Consider the following 19,044-nt stretch of genomic DNA (forward strand, 5'->3'; position numbering starts at 1 on the left):
GGCCTTGCCACGCTGTCAGTAAGTGCGTTCTGGGTGTTCACAGGCACAGTCACCTTTGACGTCCCTTCAAAGTAGTTTCCGATTTCCCCTCCACAAGACTGGCATGTGAGCCACCTCTCAATGTGGTGCAAAATGACCTATAGTGATCATCCATGAGACGTAATGCACATTATCAAGAGGATGCCGCTACGGCCCTCTCGGGTCAGGTCAAAGTGGATCTGTCCGCAATTTCAGACAACATCAAGGTCCTCAAGGGGCGCACAGGGGCACCCCACTTCATGGCCGTCGTCAAGGGCAACGCCTATGGGCACGGGCTCATCGAAGTAGCTAGGACCGCCGTCGATTCCGGCGCGGATTGGCTGGGCACCGCGCAGCTGAGCGAGGCGATTGCGCTACGGAAAGCCGGCATCGAAGTGCCGATCCTCTCATGGCTCTATCTGGCATCCCAGACAAGCGCCACAATTCGGGAAGCTCTCGAATACGGCATCGATGTTTCCCTCGGCAGCGTCCGCCAGCTCGAGGTTTTGGCCGGCATCGCCCGCGGCCTGGGACGCCCTGCCGTCGTGCATCTCGAGCTGGACAGCGGCCTCAGCCGCGGTGGCGCCCGCAAGGAAGACTGGGCCGGACTGATCACCCGAGCGCGGCTGGCCGAGCTCGACGGGACGGTGCAGGTGCGTGGAATCTGGACCCACTTGGCCTGGGCCGACGTTCCAGCCCACCCCGGTAACTCCGCCGCCGTCGTGGAGTTCGAAGACGCTGTCCGTGAGGCCCGCGAGGCTGGACTGAGCCCTGAGCTCAGGCACGTTTCCAGCTCGGCGAACATCCTGGAGCGGCCGGAATTCCATTTCGACATGGTCCGCGCAGGGCTGGCCATCTATGGCCTCGCGCCGGCTGATCACTTGGATCCTGCCGACTTCGGACTCCGCCCTGCGCTTAGCGTCACTGCGCCGCTGGTGATGGTCAAGAAAGTGCCCGCTGGAACCGGAGTCAGCTATGAACACCAGGCCATCACCTACGAACCGCGCTACTTGGGCCTCATCCCCCTCGGTTACGCGGATGGCATTCCGAAAGGTATCAGCGGCCGTTCCTTGGTCACCATCTCCGGCCGCAGCGTGCCAGTGATCGGCAAGGTATGCATGGATCAGTTCATGGTGGACCTTGGAGCCGACGCCTCGGGGATCGACGTCGGCGATACCGCCTTGTTGTTCGGCGATCCGAAGGGAGGGGCGGCGAGCGCCGACGACTGGGGCGCGGCAATCGGCAGCCACGGGGACGAAATCATCAACAGGATCGCACCCCGGCTGCCACGGGTCTACGCGGCGAACCGAGAAGGACAAACCGCGTACCAGTGCCCCGACTACCAGGAGCCGGCCGCTGCCGGGCAGGTCCATGACGCCTGAGCCCGCCACCGCCCGCCTGAGCTTCGTCACGCTCGACCAGTTCCTCGCCAAGTTGCCGCCCGGGTTGGTCACGCTTCACGACGGCGGCAGCGGCGGCGAGCTGCTGCGGTGGGTCGAACCGAGCGAGCTCGAGGATCCCACGCCTTACCTCCCGGAGGGCGAGTTCCTGCTCACCGCCGGGCTGCCCTTCCTTGGCGAGGGCGGCTCGGCGGGGAAGGTGGACGAGTACGTCCAGCGGCTCGTTGGAGCGAAGGTGGCCGCGCTCGGGTTCGGTATCCGCCCCTATTTCGACGCCGTCCCCGAAGAACTGCTGGGCGCTTGCCGCAGGCACAACCTGACCCTGTTCGAGGTTCCCGAATCGCTGCCGTTTGCTGCGATCGGGTTGGAGTTCTCGCAACTCCTGGAGTCGGATAACGCCCGGGTATTCCGGCAGTTGGCCGAGACCAACAGGCAGCTCATGCGGGCAGTCCTCTCCCCCAGGCCCGAGCACGAATTGTTGGCTGCGTTGGTGCAGCGGGTCCCGGTGTGGGCACTGTTGGTCGGGGCGGACGGGCGGGTGCGGGCCCGCGGCAGCAACGCCCGTGGCAGCAACGGCGCCGGCAGCACCGGCGTCGAACATTCGTTGCTGGCGCCCATGCTGGAACGCTTGTTGTCCGGGAGTGGGCCTCGCGTGGAAATGGAGGGCTTTGACCAGCCCGGGTCCGCGCTGGTGTTCGGGCACCCGCTGCGCAGCACCAAGGACGCGAACCTCGGCGCGCTGATCCTCGGATCCGACGCTCCCCTGACGCCGGCCCAGAACAACGTGGTGCAATCCGCCGTGGGGCTGCTGGAACTTCTGGTGCGGCAACGGACCAGCGGTTCGTTGGCTCCGAGCCAACTTGCCACCGCGGCGCTACTGCACCCGGAGTCCCTGGTATCCGGCGGGACCAAGCAACTGAACGGCTTGAAGGATCTGCTGGCCCAAAGTTTGTCATCAACTCGCTCGGCTCAGATGCGGGTGGTGCAAGGCATCAGGCTCGACGCCGCCGACGAGGGGCCCGTGCGCGAAGTGCTTCAGTGGCGAAGGCTGTTTGATACCAAACTCGTGGAGGTTACCGAGTACGGCTTCGCCGCGATCACACGTCTCAGGGTTGATGAGCCCCTCGTGGCCGATGTGGAGAAGTTGGGCTGGCGCCTGGTTATCGGCGAACCGACCGAGATGACGGAACTCAGCGCGGCCTATCAGCGTGTCAGCTCGCTCCGAAGCAGGGTTCTTTCAACCGGCAAAAGCGCGCGTGTGGAGGAGGTCTCCTGGTCTGTCGCAGGCCTACTGGGACGTGAAGCGGGGACCCTGCTGGCCGAACGGCTGCTTGCACCCATTCTTTCCCTTGAACCGGAGCGCAGGGATCCACTCCTTGTTGTCCTCCGGGGTTGGCTGAGCGAGAACGGCAGTTGGGACGGTTCGGCCAAACTGCTGGGACTGCACCGTAACAGTGTGCGGCGGCAGGTCGGCGTCGTGGGCGAACTCCTGGACATGGACCTCAACGCCGCACAGGTGCGCGCCGAGCTGTGGTTTGCGCTGCAGTACGTTGAGGAGCTGGTGGCTGCCTAGGCCTGCGGGTCCCACTGCGCGTACAGGCCCGGCCGGCGTTCGCGCAGGTACGGGACTTCCTCGCGGGCGGCTTTCACCGCCGCTGTGCCGATCTCGGCGAACAAGAGCGCGGCAGACTCCCCCGCGGCAGCCAGCAACGAACCGTCCGGTCCTGCAATGACGCTTCCGCCCAGGAAGTCGTACACGTCCTCGTGTCCGCTGTGGTTGGCGTACGCCACGTTGAGCTGGCTCTCCAGCGCACGGGCGCGGATGAGCACCTGGGGCACATTGTCGAATCCTGCCGACAACGCAGTGGGCACCAGCAGGAGCTCGGCGCCGCGCGTGGCCGCGGCCCGCACCGCTTCGGGGAATTCGACGTCGTAGCAGATCAGCATCGAGGTTTGGATTCCCATGAAGTCCACGACGGCGGGGGGTTCCTGGGCGCCGACGAACGCCTTGTGTTCCTCCGGACCGAAGAGATGGACCTTGGCGTAGTTGAGGACTTCCTTACCCGCGGCATCCAGCAAAGTCGCGGTGATATTCCAGGCATTTTGGTCGTTGCCGACGGCGGGAAGGCTGTAGACGAGCCCGATGCTGTGCTTGGACGCTATCTCGGCGAGGCGGGCCCGGATCCCGGGGAGCGTGGAGGGGTCGAATTCGGCGTGCAGGCGCAGGGGCGCGTAGCCCACAGGGAACAGCTCGGGGGTCAGGAGCAACCCCGCCCCTGCCCGCGCAGCCCGGCTGGCGGCGTCGTCAATGACGCGAAGGTTGGCATCGACGTCGAGGACTGACGCGTTTGCTTGCAGGAGGGACAGCAGCATCATTACCACCTTGGTGTTCGCTTCCCGGCCCAGGGTGTTCCGCGAAGTGTGTTCTTTGTTCCCTTCCAGCCTAGGCGCGTCGCTTCGGGCGTCACCCGGGCATTTGGACCCGACGGCGGACCAGACGGGACGCATTGCACGCTTTCGGCCCCGACGCTTCGTTGCCAGGCCCGCTCTACACGCCATTCGTGCTTTTGAGGGTGCATAGCGGGCCCCACAACGGCAGAACTGGGTAGATCATGCGTTGGAGTATGTCGGGGAACCTTGACTCCTTGCGTTCACTTCTTGACTACAACGACGCTTTTGGGGCACTCTCTTGTCATGCCCGCTACCCAGCGCTCAACGAAGAGCCAGCCGAGAAAACCCGGCTCGCAGTCTGCCTTGCGCCACCAGAATCAGCAACGAATCATCGAATGCCTTCTCAGCGGGCCCTCCACGCAGGCGGAACTCTCCCGGCAGACCGGGCTCTCCACCGCCACAGTGTCCAACATCGTGAAGATCATGCAAGACGCCGGGCTGGTAGCAACGGAGCCGACCACGAGTTCGGGGCGCCGCGCAACGAATGTACGGCTCAACAGCAACGGTGCAGTCGCCGTCGGAATCGACTTCGGCCGCCGTCACTTACGCGTGGTCCTGGCCTCATTGGGCTACCACGTTATTGCCGAGGATTACGTCGAACTACCGCTGGGCCACCAAGCCGAGGAAGGCATTGCGACGGCGGTTCAGCTGCTGGATACCTTGCTGGAGAACAACGGCATTTCCCGCAGCGCGGTGGTGGGTGCGGGCGCCGGAATACCAGGCCCCATCGACCGCCGGACCGGCACCGTGGCGCAGGGGGCCATCCTCCCTGAATGGGTGGGCATCGACATCCTCCACCGCTTGGAGGAAGCACTGGATTGCCCCGTCTTTGTTGACAACGACGCCAACCTGGGTGCCCTGGCCGAGGTGACTTGGGGGCCGCACAGCGGAGTCTCCAACCTCATGTTCCTCAAGGTCGGTTCGGGCATCGGCGCAGGCTTGATACTCAACGGATTCCCCTACTACGGGAACGTTGGCATCACCGGGGAAATCGGCCATGCAACCATCCATGAGCATGGCTTGGTCTGCCGTTGCGGGAACCGCGGTTGCCTCGAAACGATAGCGTCCACCACCACCATGATCGAACTGTTGGGACGCGGCCAGGACCGGCTGTTGACCCCGCAGGACATCGTCCGCAACTGCCTCGCCGGAGACTCCGCGACCCAGCGCGTGGTGGACGACGCCGGCCTGGCCGTGGGGCGCGCTTTGGGCAATGTCACCAACCTCATCAACCCTGAAGTCATTGTTGTGGGGGGACCTTTGGCAGGGCTCGGGGACCTCCTCCTGGAGCCCATTCGGCGGGGCCTGATTCGCCACGCGGTGCCGGTGGTGGGCGAGACAACACACCTCGCCATGTCCTCTTTGGGGGCTCGTGCGGAAGCTCTTGGAGCAGCCGCTTTGGTGTTTCAACATGCCGGTATTACCGGTAGGTAACGAAATCGTTAGCTACATCATGCGTTCAAGTCTTGACGACAAGACGGGTGATCCAGTTTACTTTTTCATCAGACAGCTCCGCCGTTTGCGGGGCCGACAACGAAGTCTGCATTGGAGGCGTAAGGGCTGATGACAACCCTCAACACGCAAGGTGATCCCATCCTGTTGGAGATGCGGTCGATCACCAAGGAGTTCCCGGGCGTGAAGGCCTTGTCGAACGTGAGCTTGCGGGTCATGGCCGGCGAGATCCACGCGATCTGCGGTGAGAACGGCGCCGGCAAGTCCACGCTCATGAAGGTTCTGTCCGGTGTCTACCCCTACGGGAGCTACACCGGTGACATCGTGTACCAGGCAGAAACCCAGCAATTCAAAGACATCCGCGCCAGTGAAGCAGCCGGCATCGTGATCATCCACCAGGAACTGGCCCTGATTCCGGAACTTTCCATTATGGAGAACATTTTCCTGGGCAATGAACCCACCAAATGGGGCGTCATTGACTGGGCTGAGGCGCGCAAGCGTTCGCTGGATCTGCTGGCGCGCGTCGGCTTGCGCGATGATCCGGACACCCCCATCAAGGAAATCGGTGTCGGCAAGCAGCAGCTGGTGGAAATCGCCAAGGCGCTGAACAAATCCGTGAAGCTCCTGATCCTGGATGAGCCCACCGCGGCGCTGAACGAATCCGACTCCCAGCACCTGCTGGACTTGATCCGCGGACTCAAGGGCCGGGGCATCACCTCCATCATGATTTCCCACAAGCTCAACGAGATCGAACAGATCGCGGACGAGATCACCATCATCCGCGATGGCAAGTCCATCGAGACGTTGAACGTCAAGCGCGATGGTGTTGACGAGGACCGCATCATCAAGGGCATGGTGGGCAGGACGCTCGAGTCCCGTTTCCCGGATCACGAGCCGAAGATCGGCGAGGTGTTCTTCGAGGTGAAGGACTGGACCGTCGGGCACCCGCAGATCCAGGACCGGCTTATCTGCAAGGGTTCGAACTTCTACGTCCGCCGCGGCGAGATCGTCGGTTTCGCAGGTCTCATGGGCGCCGGCCGGACCGAACTCGCTCGCTCACTTTTCGGACACTCCTACGGCAGGTTCATCAAGGGCCAGGTCTACAAGGACGGCAAGCCGGTTCAGCTCCGCTCCGTACGCGCAGCGATCGACGCCGGACTCGGTTACGTCACCGAGGACCGCAAATCGCTGGGCTTGAACCTTCTCGATGACATCAAGACCACCACCGTTGCTGCCAACCTTCGGGGGATCAGCAAGCACTCGGTGGTTGATGCCCGCAAGGAATTTTCGGTCGCAGAGGAATACCGCAAGTCCCTCCGGACCAAGACCCCATCGGTGGAGGAAGGCGTGGCCAAACTCTCCGGTGGGAACCAGCAGAAGGTTGTCCTGGCCAAGTGGATGTTCACCGACCCTGACCTCCTCATCCTGGACGAGCCCACCCGCGGCATCGATGTGGGTGCCAAGTACGAGATTTACGGGATCATCCAGAGGCTGGCCAACCAAGGCAAGGGAGTGATCGTCATCTCCTCGGAGCTTCCTGAGCTCCTGGGCCTGTCCGACCGTATCTACACGATTTTCGAGGGCGCCATCACCGGTGTCCTGGATAAAAACGAAGCAACCCAGGAAAGCCTCATGAAGCTCATGACTTCCGCCCGAAAGACCACCTGACCGTGGCCCAGCCTCACCCCTTCCTGACACAAGGACCAAAACAATGAACGCGCTCAAGAAGCTATTTGGTGGCAATTCCCGCCAGTTCGGCATGATATTCGCCCTGGTGGCACTTATCGTCTTCTTCCAGATCTTCACCGAGGGCCGGACCCTGACGCCCGGCAACGTGATCAACCTGTTCAACGGCAATGCCTACATCCTGATCCTGGCCATCGGCATGGTCCTGGTGATCATCGCCGGCCACATCGATCTTTCGGTCGGTTCCGTGGCAGCCTTCGTAGGTGTCTCCGTAGCTCTTGCCATCCGCGACTGGGGCATCCCTTGGTACATGGGCGTGCTGTTCGGCCTGGCGCTGGGTGCCCTGATCGGCGCGTGGCAAGGCTTCTGGACAGCCTATGTGGGTATCCCAGCCTTCATCGTGACCCTGGCAGGCATGCTCCTGTTCCGCGGTTTCAACCAGTTCGTGGGCAAGTCCAACACCATTCCGGTGCCGGAGGACTTCCAGTTCATTGGTTCGGGGTACCTGCCCGAAATTGGTCCGAACACCGGCTACAACAACGCCACGCTACTACTTGGAGTGCTGGCTGCGGCCTTCGTGGTCATCATGTCCCTCCGGAGGCGTGCAGCCAACAAGGCACTGGGCGCCGATGTACCTGAAATGTGGGTCGATACCACCAAGCTGGTCCTGATCTGCGCTGCGATCCTTTACGCAACCTACCTGTTCGCCACGGGTCGCCCTGGCACGTCGTTCCCCGTCCCCGGTCTCATCCTGGCGGTATTGGTCCTCATCTACGGCTTCATCGCAGACAAGACAGTCCTCGGCCGCCACGTGTACGCCGTCGGTGGCAACCGCCACGCGGCCGAGCTGTCCGGTGTGCAGTCCAAGAAGGTCAACTTCATGGTCATGATGAACATGTCCATCCTGGCAGGACTGGCCGGGATGATCTTTGTTGGCCGCTCCACCGCTTCCGGACCGTTCGACGGCGTCGGCTGGGAACTGGACGCCATTGCAGCTGTCTTCATCGGTGGCGCAGCCGTCACCGGTGGCGTGGGTACCGTTATCGGCTCCATTGTCGGTGGCCTCGTCATGGCCGTCCTGAACAATGGCCTCCAGCTGCTGGGCGTGGGCGCTGACCTGACCCAGATCATCAAGGGCTTGGTGCTCCTGGCAGCAGTTGCCTTCGATGTTTACAACAAGTCCCAGGGCAAGAGGTCCATCACGGGCATGTTGTTGAAGAATTTCCAGCGCAACAACAACGAACTCAAGCCGGACGAAACCACCCAAACCAAAGAGGTCATTTCCCGGGAGGCCTAGAACCGGCTCCCAACGACTCGCTCCACCCACCCATACAGAAAGTGAACCAAGATATGCGAATGTTTGGTAAAGCAGGAAAGGCAGCAGCAGTCGCTGCCATCGCGGCACTGGCGCTGACAGCCTGCGGCCGCACGGACAGTGGGTCCAGCAGCAGCAACAGCGCAGGCGCGGATGCGTTCCCCAAGGACTCGCTGATCGGCGTCGCGCTTCCACAGAAGACCAGTGAAAACTGGGTCCTCGCGGAGAAGCTGTTCAACGACGGGCTCACCGGAGCCGGCTTCAAGGCCGACGTCCAGTTCGCCAACGGAGGCGTTTCCGAGCAGCAGAACCAAATCAGCGCCATGGTCACCAAGGGTGCCAAGGTCATTATTGTGGGAGCCATCGACGGCGCCCAGCTGGGTACGCAGCTCAAGCAGGCCAAGGATGCCGGTGCCACCGTCATCGCTTACGACCGCTTGCTCCTGAACACCGCCAACGTGGACTACTACGTGGCCTACGACAACTTCAAGGTCGGCGTGCTCCAGGGCCAGGCATTGTTGGATGGGTTGAAGAAGAAGAAGGCTTCCGGTCCCTACAACATCGAGCTCTTCGCAGGGTCTCCCGATGACGCCAACGCGAAGGTCTTCTTCGACGGCGCCATGAGCATCCTGAAGCCGAAGATCGACGACGGTACCCTCAAGGTAGTTTCCGGCCAGACCTCGTTCGAACAGGCCGTTACCCAGGGCTGGAAGGCAGAAAATGCCCAGAAGCGCATGGATACCCTGATCGCGGGTTCCTACACCAGCGCTTCGCTGGACGGCGTACTGTCCCCCAATGACACCCTGGCCCGCGCCATCCTGACCTCGGTCAAGGCTGCAGGCAAGCCGGTCCCGGTTGTCACGGGCCAGGACTCCGAAGTTGAGTCCGTCAAGTCCATCATGGCCGGCGAGCAGTACTCCACCATCAACAAGGACACCCGCAAGCTCGTTGAGCACGCCATCACCATGGTGAAGGACCTGCAGGCAGGCAAGCAGCTGGAGATCAACGACAAGGACTCTTACAAGAACGGTGTAAAGACTGTTCCTGCGTTCCTCCTGCCTCCTCAGATCGTCACCAAGGACAACGTCAAGACGGCCTACGTGGACGATCCGGTACTCGGCCCGATCACGAAGTAATTGACCATAAGCAACACCGCATAAAAGCAGCACGGAAGCCCCGATCCGCCACACGGCGGGTTGGGGCTTTTGCGTTGAGGGTTTTGCACTGCTCTAAAAGGGGAGGTCCTCTCCCCATTTGCACCCCTTTCACAGCCCACACATAGCTTGGGCTGGTTCACCACACAGCGGCGCTCGGCAATGTTGGACATGCGGCCCCGTTCCAGCGGGCCACCAGCAGGTCCAAAGGAGAAACGTGAGCGTCCTTGCCAGGAGCGTAGGCAATGCCTTCCGCAATAAAATCAGAACGGCTGCGGTGGTTGCAGTGTTGGCGGTGGCCATCGGCTTGGCACTGGCCATGCTCGTGGCCAACCAGGCCGTGGGCGCCAAGGTGCAGGAGCTCAACGCTTCGGTAGGCACCACGCTGACAGTGAATCCGGCCGGCGGCCAAGGCTTTGAAGGCGGCGGAGAACCACTGACCACCGCGGAAGCGAAGACCGCCGCGGCCGTCACAAACGTCACCTCCGTGGTGGGCACCAAGGCCTTGCGGTTACGGACCGCAACCGCCGGTTCGACTACTGACGCCACGCAGGCCGCCGGACCGGGCGGCGCCGCTCCGGGCGGACAGCAAACGAACGTTACCACCAACCTGACGGCAGCGATCGACGCCGGAACGCTGGGCAACCGCAACAACGGCACAGGCACCACCGGCAACGGCACAGGCGCCACCGGCACACAGCCTGCCCGGAGCCTCCCCATCACTGCTACGGGAATCGGCGCAGAGGTGGATAGCGCTGGTAAAGCCCTCGCCATCACCAGCGGCACCGGGCTGGGTGACTACACAGCTGCCTCGGCGAAGGCATTGGTAGGGACCACGCTGGCGGAGAAGAACAACCTCAAGGTCGGCTCAACCTTCACCATTGAGGACAAGACCTTTACAGTCACCGGTATCTTCGATGCGGGGACGACCTTCGGCAACAACGCCGTCTACGTGACCCTCCCCGAAGCCCAAGCGCTGGCAGCCACACCTGACGAACTGTCCTCGATGATCGTCACAGTGAACAGCATGGACAACGTGGACAGCACCAAGACGGCCGTCCAAAACGCACTCGGTGCGAGCAAAGCCGACGTAACCCAAGGACAGCGCAACCTTGCCACCGCCGTCAGCTCACTGGGCAGCGTCAAGAACATTTCCATGGTCGCCTTCATCGCAGCCTTGGCCACCGCCGGGATCATTATCCTGCTCATCATGGTGATGCTGGTGCGTGAACGCCGGCGTGAGATCGGCGTCCTGAAAGCCATCGGTGCACGCAACCGCACCATTGGACTGCAGTTCGTCCTCGAGGCCCTCGTGCTCGTCGCGCTGGGAAGCGTTGTCGGTGCAGCGATCGCTTCCTTCGCCAGCGGCGGGATCGCCTCAGCTTTGATCAGTTCGAATACCACCACGACGACGGCCGGCCCCACCCAGCGTGGCGGCGGGTTTGGCGGCGGTGGGTTCGGTGGCGGCGGTCAAGGCGGCCCGTTTGGTGGTGCGTCTCAACTGCTGACCTCCGTCACGGCCACAGCGTCGCCGGGAGTTATAGCCATCGGCATCGCAGCGGTGTTCGCTGCAGCAATTATCGGCGCGTTGATTCCGGCGTTGCTCACCGCCCGTGTCCGCCCCATCGAAGTACTCCGAGGAGAATAGCCGTGATTGAAGTCAAGGACCTGGTCCGTCAGTTCAAGTCCGGTGACCGGACCATCAAACCCGTCAACGGCGTCAGTTTCGAGCTCGAGCGGGGAACGCTGGCGTCCATCGTCGGCAAGAGCGGCAGCGGCAAGAGCACACTGTTGTCTCTCCTGGGTGCGCTGGACAAGCCAACCAGTGGTGACGTCGTCGTCGACGGCGTGAGCCTGGCCGGGCTGCCGGACAGCAAGCTGACCGAGTACCGCCGTCGGGATATCGGTTTCGTATTCCAGCAGTTCAACCTGATCCCCAACCTCCGCGCCTTGGACAACGTCATGCTGCCCATGGAGTTCGCGGGCGTGCGCAAAGCAAAGCGACTGCAGCGGGCCAAGGAGTTGTTGGAGCAGGTGCAGTTGGATCCGGAGAAGCAGACGCGCAAGGTCAACCGCCTGTCCGGCGGTGAACAGCAGCGGGTGGCAATTGCCAGGGCGCTTGCGAACGAGCCCAAGCTGATCCTCGCTGACGAGCCCACGGGCAACCTGGACGAGCAGACCGGCGAGCATATCATCGAGCTCTTGAGCTCGCTGAGCCGGGACCACAACACCACCATCCTAGTGGTCACGCACGACCGCAGCCTCGCGCAAAAGACCGAACGCTGCTTCCGTCTTCAGCAGGGACGGCTCACCGAAGAGGCCAGGAAGGGCTCACTTCGGTGATTGTTGGGTCCACTTGCCGGGAACCTGGAATGGTTCCGGGCAAGTGAGCCGCGGGGGTGAGAGGATGGCAGGCATGACGCTCCCTATCGCCCAGCCATGGCTTTCCACGCAGGTCAATCAGGATCCTCGGGCAGCCACCGGCCGGCGCCTGCGGTGGGGAGTCGTGTCCACCGGCAACATCGCCACGTCCGTGTCCAAGGACTTGGCATTGCTTGAGGACGCCGAACTCTACGCTGTGAGTTCCCGGAAGCAAGCTGCCGCGGATGCCTTCGCCGCTGATCACAGGTTCTCGAAGGCATTCGGCGACGACGGCGGTGTCCCCGGCTACCAGCGCATGGTGGAGGATCCCGCCGTCGACGTGGTCTACGTGGCGACTCCCCACGCCCAGCACTTCGAGGTCGCATCAGCTGCGCTGCGCGCCGGGAAACACGTCCTGTGCGAGAAGGCAGTGACCATCAACGCCCGCGAAGCCGCGCAACTGGTCGCGCTGGCCCGGGAGCAGAACGTGTTCTTCATGGAGGCCATGTGGAGCCGGTTCCTGCCCAGCATGCAACGGGCATTTTCCATAGCGGCTTCCGGCGAACTCGGAGAGATCCAATGGGTCAGCGCGGACCTCGGATTCCCTGCCCCGTATGATCCTTCGGCCCGTATTTGGGCGCTGAACGACGGCGGCGGCGCACTGCTGGATATCACCGTCTACCCCTTGCTGTGGGCGCTGGGAACGTTGGGGTTCCCGCAGTCGGTGACCGCGATCGGGTCCCTGAACGAGGACGGCGTGGATGTACAGAATGCCTTGACGTTGGGGTATGCCAGCGGCGCCCAGGCGCAGCTGACGTCGTCGTTGATGGCCCATGGTCCGCGGACAGCTACGGTGGCCGGCGGGCTCGGGTTCCTGCAGGCTGTGGGATCGGTGAACAATCCCAGCGAGCTGGTGATCCGTGTCGGGTGGGATGAGCCGCGCCGGGAACAATTCGACGCCGTGGGTACCGGCTACACCTACGAACTCCGGGAAGTCACGCGTTGCGTGCAGCAGGGACTCATGGAAAGCCCTGTCATGCCGTGGGAAGACTCGGTCAACGTCATGCGGCTCTTTGACGGAGTGCGGTCCCAGCTGGGGATCCGCTACCCCAACGACGCGCGATGAGCGCCGGCGTCGTATGTTAGCTCACCCGGGTTAACGCGCTTTGCGGCCCGGGGCCTTGGAAAGTTTGCGGTCCAAGGACAACGCGCCCGATCCCAGGAACACGAATGCCACGGACAACGCAAAGTAGACGATCAGCAGCTCGGCCGTGACGCCCGGCTGGTCGGTGATCAGTGGCTTCCCGCCCTCTGTGACGAACCAGATGCCCGCGAACATCAACGCCGCCAGGAAACCCGCCACCCTGGTCAGCGCCCCCAGGACCAAAAGCAGCCCGAGCCCTATTTCCCCGGCGATCACGAACCAGGCAACGACGTCGGGCTTCTGCACGCCCATGGCGGCCACAGAAGCAGCGAAGGCAGCGTGCCCGGCGAGGTATTTCTGGATGCCGTGGACGAGCATGAGGGCGCCAAAAACCACCCGCATGATGGCGATGCCGCGGGCTGAGGACACGGGAGACGGGTGCAGGAATTTCACGCATTCCAATCTTCCATGCGCGGCGCGGCACACCAAACACCGCCGCACCCAACGTCCTAGTTGCTGAGTGAGGGCAGAATGGGAGAAGGCGATCGACGGATGGAGCGGGTATGCAGGTGGACGTTGTAGTTGTTGGTGGCGGGGCCATGGGATCGGCGGCAGCGTGGCAGTTGTCCAAGGCCGGTAAGTCCGTGGTCCTCTTGGAACAATTCGAGGCCGGCCACCACATCGGTGCTTCCCACGGCGCTACACGCAACTTCAACACCGCCTACGCCGAGGCTGACTATCTGGACCTGCTGGCCGAGTCCAAAACCTTGTGGGACGAGCTCGCCGCTGAGCACGGGGCACCGTTGCTGGACCTCGTGGGCCTGGTGAACCATGGCAACGTCCCCCGGCTGGAGCTGGTTCGGGCAGCCCACCAGGAACGCGGCATCGAGAGCTACTTCCTGCCCGCGGCCGAGGCGGCGGACCGCTGGCAGGGCATGAACTTCAGCACCGACGTCCTGTTCGTCCCGGGATCGGGCCGCGTGCGTTCCGCCGACGCGCTCGTGGCGCTGCGCAAGTCCGCCGAGGCTCACGGCGCCACGTTCAAGTACTCGACGCCGGTCCGGGACATCCAAGTCACCGGCGGGGAATCGGTGGTGGTGGTAACGGACGAGACAGAATATACAGCCGCCCGGGTTGTAGTCACAGCAGGCGCATGGACCCCGAAACTGATCGGCAAGCTCGCGGATTTGCCTGCATTGGTGGTCACCCAGGAACAACCGGCCCACTTCACGCCCGTGGATAACACGCTGGTGTGGCCCAGCTTCAACCACAACCCGGACCCGGACCCGAACAACGAGCTCTACGAGTACTGGTTCAGCCCTGTCTACGGCATGCTCACGCCCGGCGAAGGCGTCAAGGCGGGCTGGCACGGCGTCGGCCCAGTCATGGACCCGGACGAGCGCACTTTCGAACCTATCCCCCAGCAGCTCGAAGCCCTGGTGCGGTACGCCGAGGAGTGGCTTCCCGGCGTCGACCCTTCCTCGGTGGTTCCCATCAGCTGCACCTACACCACCACCCCCAATGAGGATTTTGTGCTTGACCGGTTTGGTCCAATGGTAGTGGGTGCCGGCTTCTCGGGGCACGGTTTCAAGTTCACGCCGGCGATTGGCCGGATCCTGAAGGACATCGTCGACGGCGGCACGGCGCCAGCGCGGTTCGCCGCGGACCGCTGATTCACCGGCTTAAAAGAAAACCGGCTTAAAAGAAAACCGGCCCGCAGGCGATGCCTGCGGGCCGGTTTTGCTCGTGCCTAATTCAGGGTCGCGAGGACCTTGTTGAACGTAGCCGACGGGCGCATGATCTCCGCAGCCTTAGCGGCGTCCGGACGGTAGTAACCGCCAAGGTCGACGCCGGGGCCCTGTACTGCGGCAAGCTCCCCGACGATCGTTTCCTCGTTGGAGGTCAAAGAGTCAGCGATCGAGGCGAAAGCCTCAGCCAGCTCGGCGTCGTCGGTCTGCTTGGCCAGTTCCTGGGCCCAGTACGTTGCCAGGTAGAAGTGGCTTCCGCGGTTGTCCAGCTCACCCACGCTGCGGCGCGGGGACTTGTTCTCCAGGAGGAACGTGCCCGTTGCGCGGTCCAGCGTGTCCGCGAGGACCTGGGCGCGTGCGTTACCCGTGGTGGTGGCGAGGTGCTCGAAGCTGACGGCCAGGGCAAGGAATTCGCCCAAGCTGTCCCAGCGGAGGTGGTTTTCCTTGACCAGCTGCTGGACATGCTTGGGAGCAGATCCGCCGGCACCCGTTTCGAACAGGCCACCACCGTTGATCAACGGAACGATGGACAGCATCTTGGCACTGGTGCCAAGTTCAAGGATCGGGAACAGGTCCGTGAGGTAATCGCGCAGGACGTTGCCGGTGACGGAGATGGTGTCCTCGCCCTTGCGGATGCGCTCCAGGGTGAACGCCGTAGCTTCCACCGGGGAGAGGATCTTAATGTCCAGGCCCTCGGTGTCGTGGTCCTTGAGGTACTCGTTGACCTTGGCGATGAGGTTGGCATCGTGGGCGCGGCCCTTGTCCAGCCAGAACACGGCCGGGGTCTGCGAGGCGCGGGCGCGGGTGACTGCCAGTTTGACCCAGTCGCGGACAGGGATGTCCTTGGTCTGGCATGCACGCCAGATATCACCCGGGGAGACCTGGTGTTCGATCAGCACGGTGCCCTTGCTGTCCACCAGCTGAACGGTGCCGGCTGCTTCGATCTCGAAGGTCTTGTCGTGGCTGCCGTACTCCTCGGCTGCCTGCGCCATGAGGCCCACGTTGGGGACGGTGCCCATGGTGGTGGGATCGAAAGCGCCGTTGGCCCGGCAGTCGTCGAGAACCACCTGGTACACGCCGGCGTAGGAGCTGTCCGGGATGACGGCCAGGGTGTCCGCTTCCTTGCCGTCCGGGCCCCACATGTGGCCGGAGGACCGGATCATGGCCGGCATGGAGGCGTCCACGATGATGTCAGAAGGAACGTGGAGGCTGGTGATGCCCTTGTCCGAGTCCACCATGGCCAGCGCAGGACCGTCTTCGAGGCCCTTGGCGATAGCTGCCTTGACGCCGTCGCGGACGTCCTCGGGGAGGTCGCCAAGACCGCTGAGGATCGCGGCGAGGCCATTGTTGGGGCTGATCCCCGCGGCAGCCAACTGCTTGCCGTAGGTGTCGAAAAGCTCCGAGAAGTATGCCTTGACCACGTGGCCGAAGATGATGGGGTCCGAGACCTTCATCATGGTGGCCTTCAAGTGTGCGGAGAAAAGGATGCCCTCCTCCTTGGCACGGGCAACCTGTGCCTTGAGGAACGCGTCCAGGGCGTCGGCGCGCAGGACCGTAGCGTCAACCACTTCACCGGCCAGGACCGGGAAGCCCTTCTTGAGGACCTTGGTGGTGCCGTCTTCCCGGACCAGCTGGATGGTGAGGGAATCGTCAGCCTTCAGGACCACGGACTTCTCGTTGGAACGGAAGTCGTTCTCACCCATGGTGGCAACGTTGGTCTTTGAATCGGGGCTCCAGGCACCCATGGAGTGCGGGTTCTGGCGGGCGTAGTTCTTCACCGACAGAGGTGCGCGACGGTCCGAGTTGCCTTCACGCAGCACCGGGTTCACGGCGGAACCCTTGATCTTGTCATAGCGTGACCGGATGTCCGTCTCGGTGTCCGAGGAGGGGTTGTCCGGGTAGTCCGGGAGGGCGTAGCCCTGGGACTGGAGTTCGGCGATGGCAGCTTTGAGCTGCGGCACCGAGGCGCTGATGTTGGGCAACTTGATGATGTTGGCTTCGGGCTGCTTTGCCAGCTCGCCAAGTTCAGCCAAGGCGTTGCCCGTGCGCTGCTCTTCAGTCAGGAAGTCACCGAAAACGGCAATGATGCGGCCGGCCAGCGAAATGTCGCGGGTCTCCACCTCCACACCCGCAGTCGAGGCATACGCCTCCACGATCGGCAGGAATGAATAAGTAGCCAGCATCGGCGCTTCGTCTGTGTGGGTATAGATAATCTTGGCCATTGGCGGGGTTCTCCCTGAAAGTCTGCAGATTTCAACATCTCTAACTTACCCGAGCAGGCCGTTTTGACGCCTCTTAGTGGTGGGGATCACGTGTTCGTTACCCTCACCGGCGGTTAACGCCCGACGGCGGCCGCACCCCCTAGGGGCCAGCCGCCGTCGGGCGTTCCTTGCTAGTGGAAGAAGTGGCGCGCGCCGGTGAAGTACATCGTGATGCCGGCAGCGTTGGCTGCGGCGATCACTTCATCGTCACGGACCGAACCGCCCGGCTGAACAACGGCACGGACACCGGCGTCGATCAGGATCTGCAGCCCATCGGCGAACGGGAAGAACGCGTCCGAGGCTGCAACGGCACCGCGCGCCCGCTCCGGGGCGTTGGTCGCGTCGGCGTTGGAGGCGCCGCCAGCACCTTCGACGTCGGACTCCACCGACACGCCCAGCGTGTTGGCGCGCTCGACGGCGAGGCGGCAGGAGTCCAGGCGGTTGACCTGGCCCATGCCGATCCCGACGGCGGCACCGTTGTCAGCGATCAGGATGGCGTTGGACTTCGCCGCGCGGCACGCGGTCCAGGCGAAAGCCAGATCCGCGAGTGTTCCCTCGTCGGCGGCTTCGCCTGCGGCGAGGGTCCAGTTGGCGGGGTTGTCGCCGTCGGCGTCCACCTTGTCGCTCATCTGGACCAGGACGCCGCCGGAAACCTGGCGCATCTCCGAGGGATAGCGGCCGTAGCCTTCGGGGAGCGCGAGCAGGCGGATGTTCTTCTTCTTGGACAGGATCTCCACAGCCTCGGGCTCGAAGTCCGGGGCGATGACCACCTCGGTGAAGATGCCCGCAACCGTGCGCGCCATGCCAGCGGTGACCGTGCGGTTGGCAGCGATGACGCCACCAAAAGCGGAGACGGGGTCGCAAGCGTGGGCCTTGGCGTGGGCGTCGGCGATCGGGTCTGCCGCGTCGGCGGATCCGACGGCGACACCGCACGGGTTAGCGTGCTTGATGATCGCGACGGCGGGCTCGGCGAAGTCGAAGGCAGCGCGGAGGGCGGCATCGGCGTCGACGAAGTTGTTGTAGCTCATGGCCTTGCCGTGCAGCTGGTCAGCCTGGGCGATGCCTGCTGGAGCCGCGTGGTCCACGTAGAGGGCGGCCTGCTGGTGCGGGTTTTCGCCGTAGCGGAGAACCTCGGAGCGCTCCAGAGCCAGTCCTGCATAGGCAGGCCAATCGATGACGCCGTCGCCGTCCTCGTCCAGGAACTGGCTGGCGGTCCATGAAGCAACAGCGTTGTCGTAGCTGGCGGTGTGCGCGAAGGCCTTGGCAGCCAGGCGACGACGGGTGTTGAGGTCGAAGCCGCCTTCCTGGGCTGCGGCAACAACGGCGCCGTAGAAGTTGGGGTCCGTGACAATAGCGACGGCGGCATGGTTCTTCGCGGCCGACCGCACCATGGCGGGGCCTCCGATGTCGATCTGCTCAACGACGTCGTCCTGCGCCGCGCCGGACTTCACGGTCTCGACGAACGGGTAGAGGTTCACCACCACGAGGTCGAAGGTTTCAATGTCCATGCTGGCGAGCGTTTCCATATGGGCAGGGACGCGGCGATCCGCCAGGATCCCGCCGTGAACGCGGGGGTGCAAGGTCTTCACCCGGCCGTCGAGCATTTCCGGGGAGCCGGTGACTTCTTCGACTTCCTTGACTGGGACGCCTGCGGCGGCGATCTTCTTGGCGGTGGAGCCGGTGGAAACGATGGCGACGCCGGCTGCGTGCAGGCCCTTCGCGAGCTCCTCCAGTCCCGTCTTGTCGTAAACCGAGATCAGTGCACGGCGGATGGGAACACGGTCAAGCTGCGTCAAGCTCACAAAAGTCTCCGTCTTAGGTCGCGTAAATGTCGCGGGTGGTGGGATACGGAGAGTTTATCGTGTTTCGTTGGCGCACCGGTTTTGAGTCGCGTCGTTGGCCCACAAACCCACCCCGCCCGTTGCGGGGCCCACTCTGCACCCACACCCACCCCCCCATCCCTGCACACCAGGCCCCACAACCCCACCCGCCCGTTGCGGGGCCCACTCTGCACCCACACCCACCCCGCCCGTTGCGGGGCCCACTCTGCACCC

General features: G+C 63.4%; 14 protein-coding genes. 10 read left to right on the plus strand and 4 right to left on the minus strand.

The annotated features are described in order from the left end of the window. The first annotated feature begins 152 nt into the window (after positions 1 to 152). Both alr and SB659_RS03825 read left to right on the plus strand, forming a co-directional pair. Positions 153 to 1,400 (plus strand): alanine racemase, encoded by a 1,248-nt coding sequence (alr, locus tag SB659_RS03820; RefSeq protein ID WP_410549535.1) that lies wholly within the window; start codon positions 153 to 155, stop codon positions 1,398 to 1,400. Then, a complete protein-coding gene (locus SB659_RS03825; protein WP_410549536.1) occupies positions 1,390 to 2,991 on the plus strand; it encodes a PucR family transcriptional regulator in 1,602 nt (533 codons plus the stop codon). Before alr ends, SB659_RS03825 begins: the two co-directional genes overlap by 11 nt. On the opposite strand, the gene SB659_RS03830 is transcribed toward SB659_RS03825, so the two are convergent. Beyond that, the gene (locus SB659_RS03830) at positions 2,988 to 3,794 is read right to left on the minus strand and encodes a carbon-nitrogen hydrolase family protein (protein ID WP_284977627.1); all 807 of its coding nucleotides are present in this window, start codon (positions 3,792 to 3,794) and stop codon (positions 2,988 to 2,990) included. The genes SB659_RS03825 and SB659_RS03830 overlap by 4 nt on opposite strands. Positions 3,795 to 4,112: 318 nt before the next feature. Here SB659_RS03830 and SB659_RS03835 point away from each other — a divergent pair, with 318 nt between their 5' ends. The 7 genes from SB659_RS03835 to SB659_RS03865 all read left to right on the plus strand — a co-directional run bounded on the left by SB659_RS03835 (position 4,113) and on the right by SB659_RS03865 (position 12,963). Then, positions 4,113 to 5,303: an ROK family transcriptional regulator gene (locus SB659_RS03835; RefSeq protein WP_284974316.1), complete on the plus strand. Its 1,191-nt coding sequence runs from the start codon at positions 4,113 to 4,115 to the stop codon at positions 5,301 to 5,303. 129 nt (positions 5,304 to 5,432) lie between these two features. Next, positions 5,433 to 6,989, plus strand: a complete 1,557-nt coding sequence (gene mmsA, locus SB659_RS03840; protein WP_410549537.1) for a multiple monosaccharide ABC transporter ATP-binding protein — start codon at positions 5,433 to 5,435, stop codon at positions 6,987 to 6,989. 43 nt (positions 6,990 to 7,032) lie between these two features. Beyond that, positions 7,033 to 8,304 (plus strand): multiple monosaccharide ABC transporter permease, encoded by a 1,272-nt coding sequence (gene mmsB, locus SB659_RS03845; RefSeq protein WP_284977625.1) that lies wholly within the window; start codon positions 7,033 to 7,035, stop codon positions 8,302 to 8,304. A gap of 53 nt (positions 8,305 to 8,357) precedes the next feature. Beyond that, positions 8,358 to 9,458 carry a substrate-binding domain-containing protein gene (locus SB659_RS03850; protein ID WP_410549538.1) on the plus strand — a complete coding sequence of 367 codons (1,101 nt, stop codon included), beginning with the start codon at positions 8,358 to 8,360 and terminating at the stop codon, positions 9,456 to 9,458. 235 nt (positions 9,459 to 9,693) lie between these two features. Next, positions 9,694 to 11,124, plus strand: coding sequence for an ABC transporter permease (locus SB659_RS03855; RefSeq protein WP_410549539.1), 1,431 nt, complete (start codon positions 9,694 to 9,696; stop codon positions 11,122 to 11,124). Positions 11,125 to 11,126: 2 nt separating this feature from the next. Beyond that, on the plus strand, positions 11,127 to 11,819 hold the full coding sequence (locus tag SB659_RS03860) for an ABC transporter ATP-binding protein (RefSeq protein WP_410549540.1): 693 nt from the start codon (positions 11,127 to 11,129) through the stop codon (positions 11,817 to 11,819). A 73-nt stretch (positions 11,820 to 11,892) separates the two neighbouring features. Continuing rightward, on the plus strand, positions 11,893 to 12,963 hold the full coding sequence (locus SB659_RS03865; RefSeq protein ID WP_410549541.1) for a Gfo/Idh/MocA family protein: 1,071 nt from the start codon (positions 11,893 to 11,895) through the stop codon (positions 12,961 to 12,963). Between the two features lie 30 nt (positions 12,964 to 12,993). On the opposite strand, the gene SB659_RS03870 is transcribed toward SB659_RS03865, so the two are convergent. Further along, complete coding sequence (locus SB659_RS03870; RefSeq protein ID WP_410549542.1) at positions 12,994 to 13,434, minus strand: DoxX family protein; 441 nt, start codon at positions 13,432 to 13,434, stop codon at positions 12,994 to 12,996. Positions 13,435 to 13,544: 110 nt separating this feature from the next. On the opposite strand from SB659_RS03870, the gene SB659_RS03875 reads away from it, so the two are divergent. Beyond that, a complete protein-coding gene (locus SB659_RS03875; RefSeq protein WP_410549543.1) occupies positions 13,545 to 14,654 on the plus strand; it encodes an FAD-dependent oxidoreductase in 1,110 nt (369 codons plus the stop codon). A gap of 77 nt (positions 14,655 to 14,731) precedes the next feature. Here SB659_RS03875 and SB659_RS03880 read toward each other — a convergent pair whose 3' ends face one another. Further along, positions 14,732 to 16,951 carry an NADP-dependent isocitrate dehydrogenase gene (locus SB659_RS03880; RefSeq protein ID WP_410549544.1) on the minus strand — a complete coding sequence of 740 codons (2,220 nt, stop codon included), beginning with the start codon at positions 16,949 to 16,951 and terminating at the stop codon, positions 14,732 to 14,734. A gap of 170 nt (positions 16,952 to 17,121) precedes the next feature. Next, a complete protein-coding gene (purH, locus tag SB659_RS03885; RefSeq protein WP_410549545.1) occupies positions 17,122 to 18,792 on the minus strand; it encodes a bifunctional phosphoribosylaminoimidazolecarboxamide formyltransferase/IMP cyclohydrolase in 1,671 nt (556 codons plus the stop codon). Positions 18,793 to 19,044 lie beyond the last annotated feature (252 nt).

Source organism: Arthrobacter sp. SIMBA_036, from assembly GCF_046535135.1.
Lineage (GTDB): Bacteria > Actinomycetota > Actinomycetes > Actinomycetales > Micrococcaceae > Arthrobacter.

Excerpts from the sequence above, each read along its gene's own strand:
- alr (WP_410549535.1), top strand. The coding sequence starts at position 153 with ATGAGACGTAATGCACATTATCAAGAGGATGCCGCTACGGCCCTCTCG.
- SB659_RS03825 (WP_410549536.1), top strand. The coding sequence starts at position 1,390 with ATGACGCCTGAGCCCGCCACCGCCCGCCTGAGCTTCGTCACGCTCGAC.
- SB659_RS03830 (WP_284977627.1), bottom strand. The coding sequence starts at position 3,794 with ATGATGCTGCTGTCCCTCCTGCAAGCAAACGCGTCAGTCCTCGACGTC.
- SB659_RS03835 (WP_284974316.1), top strand. The coding sequence starts at position 4,113 with ATGCCCGCTACCCAGCGCTCAACGAAGAGCCAGCCGAGAAAACCCGGC.
- mmsA (WP_410549537.1), top strand. The coding sequence starts at position 5,433 with ATGACAACCCTCAACACGCAAGGTGATCCCATCCTGTTGGAGATGCGG.
- mmsB (WP_284977625.1), top strand. The coding sequence starts at position 7,033 with ATGAACGCGCTCAAGAAGCTATTTGGTGGCAATTCCCGCCAGTTCGGC.
- SB659_RS03850 (WP_410549538.1), top strand. The coding sequence starts at position 8,358 with ATGCGAATGTTTGGTAAAGCAGGAAAGGCAGCAGCAGTCGCTGCCATC.
- SB659_RS03865 (WP_410549541.1), top strand. The coding sequence starts at position 11,893 with ATGACGCTCCCTATCGCCCAGCCATGGCTTTCCACGCAGGTCAATCAG.
- SB659_RS03875 (WP_410549543.1), top strand. The coding sequence starts at position 13,545 with ATGCAGGTGGACGTTGTAGTTGTTGGTGGCGGGGCCATGGGATCGGCG.
- SB659_RS03880 (WP_410549544.1), bottom strand. The coding sequence starts at position 16,951 with ATGGCCAAGATTATCTATACCCACACAGACGAAGCGCCGATGCTGGCT.